This is a genomic window from Planosporangium flavigriseum (genome assembly GCF_011947225.1).
Lineage (GTDB): Bacteria > Actinomycetota > Actinomycetes > Mycobacteriales > Micromonosporaceae > Planosporangium > Planosporangium flavigriseum.
This window is the reverse complement of the sequence record NZ_JAATVW010000052.1, coordinates 1-2,164: the sequence shown is the minus strand read 5'-3', so window position 1 is coordinate 2,164 and position 2,164 is coordinate 1. Positions and strand designations below refer to the sequence as shown.

General features: G+C 68.3%; 2 protein-coding genes. Both read left to right on the top strand.

The window, feature by feature from the left end:
* Positions 1–68 precede the first annotated feature (68 nt).
* Entirely contained in the window at positions 69–1,301 is a 1,233-nt protein-coding gene (istA, locus tag HC028_RS26745) for an IS21 family transposase (RefSeq protein ID WP_168080214.1), read from the top strand.
* Positions 1,301–2,092: an IS21-like element helper ATPase IstB gene (gene istB / locus HC028_RS26740; RefSeq protein WP_168080213.1), complete on the top strand. Its 792-nt coding sequence runs from the start codon at positions 1,301–1,303 to the stop codon at positions 2,090–2,092. The genes istA and istB overlap by 1 nt, the downstream gene beginning before the upstream one ends.
* Positions 2,093–2,164: the final 72 nt, after the last annotated feature.

The following is a 2,164-nucleotide window of genomic DNA, read 5'->3' as shown; positions in this document are numbered from 1 at the left end:
CTGTCGGCGACGGGTGAAAACTGACCCCCTGTCGACAGGTGAACCTGGACCCCCCTTCCATCGGAGGGGTGTTGAGCGTGGAGGACTGGGCGGAGATCCGCAGGCTTCATCGGGCTGAGGGAATGCCGATCAAGGCGATCGCCCGCAAGCTCGGCGTGGGTCGTAACACGGTTCGTCGTGCGTTGGCGGCGGAGGGTCCGCCGAAGTATGAGCGGGCGGCTCGGGCGTCGATCGTGGATGCGGTGGAGCCACGGATCAGGGCATTGCTGGCGGAGTGGCCGTCGATGCCGGCGACGGTCATCGCCGAACGGATCGGCTGGACTCGGTCGTTGACGGTGCTCAAGGATCGGGTCCGGATGCTGCGGCCGCTGTTTTTGCCACCGGATCCGGCGCAGCGCACCGAGTATCTGCCCGGCGAGTTGGCGCAGTGCGATCTGTGGTTCCCGCCGGTGGACGTGCCGTTGGGGTTCGGGCAGGTCGGTCGGCCACCGGTGCTGGTGATGGTGACCGGCTATTCGCGGTGGATGTCGGCGGTGATGATCCCGTCGAGGCAGATTCCGGACTTGTTGTGCGGGCAGTGGACAGTCATTGCCCGGCTCGGTGCGGCGCCCAAGGCGTTGGTGTGGGACAACGAGTCCGGGGTTGGGCAGTGGCGTGGTGGGCGGCCGCAGTTGACCGCGGCGATGAACGCGTTCCGCGGCACTCTGGGCATCAAGGTGATCCAGTGCCGGCCGGCCGACCCGGAAGCCAAGGGCCTGGTTGAGCGGGCCAACGGCTATCTGGAGACCTCGTTTTTGCCTGGTCGCAGGTTCTGCTCGCCGGCGGACTTCAATACCCAGCTTGAGCAGTGGCTGCAGGGGGCGAACACCCGTCAGCATCGCGGGTTGGGCTGCCGCCCGGTGGACCGTGTCGACGCCGACCGGGCCGCGATGGTGGCGCTGCCGCCGGTCGCCCCAGTGACCGGCTGGCGGCTATCCACCCGGCTGCCCCGTGATCACTATGTTCGCGTCGACGCTAACGACTACTCGGTGCACCCGTCGGTGGTCGGCCGCCGCGTCGACGTGGTGGCCGACCCGCAGCAGGTCGGGGTGGTCTGCGAGGGCCGGCAGGTCGCCCGGCACGAACGCTGCTGGGCACGGCATCAGAGCATCACCGACCCGGCCCACCGGCAGGCTGCCGCTGACTTGCGCGCCGCCCGGCGGCTGGCCGCGCCGGCCCCGCTCACCGCGCAGGTCGAACATCGCGACCTGGCCGACTACGACCGCATGTTCGGTCTGGACACCGTCGAGGAGGTGGCCTGATGCCCGCCAAGACGCCCAGCCGCAACGTCAGCGCCGAGCTCGCGTTCCTGACCCGCGCGTTGAAGGCACCCTCTCTGGCCGCAGCGGTCGAGCGGCTGGCCGAACGCGCCCGGACCGAGTCCTGGTCGCATGAGGAGTTCCTGGCCGCCTGCCTGCAACGCGAGGTCGCCGCCCGGGAGGCCCACGGGGGTGAGGGACGTATCCGCGTCGCCCGGTTCCCCGCGCGCAAGTCGTTGGAGGAGTTCGACTTCGACCACCAACGCTCGCTCAAACGCGAGACCATCGCGCACCTGGGCACCCTGGACTTCGTCGCCTCGAAGGAGAACGTGGTCTTCCTCGGCCCGCCCGGCACCGGTAAGACCCACCTGTCGATCGGACTCGGGATCCGGGCCTGCCAGGCCGGCCACCGGGTCGCGTTCGCCACCGCCGCGCAGTGGGTGTCCCGGCTGGCCGACGCCCACCACGCCGGCCGGCTGCAGGATGAGCTGGTCAAACTCGGCCGCATTCCACTACTGATCATCGACGAGGTCGGCTACATCCCGTTTGAAGCCGAAGCCGCGAACCTGTTCTTCCAGTTGGTGTCCAGCCGCTACGAACGAGCGTCGCTGATCGTCACCTCCAACAAGCCCTTCGGCCGGTGGGGTGAAGTCTTCGGCGACGACGTAGTCGCCGCCGCGATGATCGACCGGCTGGTCCACCACGCCGAAGTGGTCTCAATGAAAGGAGACAGCTACCGGCTTAAAGACCGTGACCTCGGCCGCGTCCCCGCGGCCACCAAGACCAACGACTAACAAGATCGACTAACCAGGAGGGGGTCCATTTTCGTCCGTCGCGCAGGGGTCCATTTTCGGCCGTCGTTGACA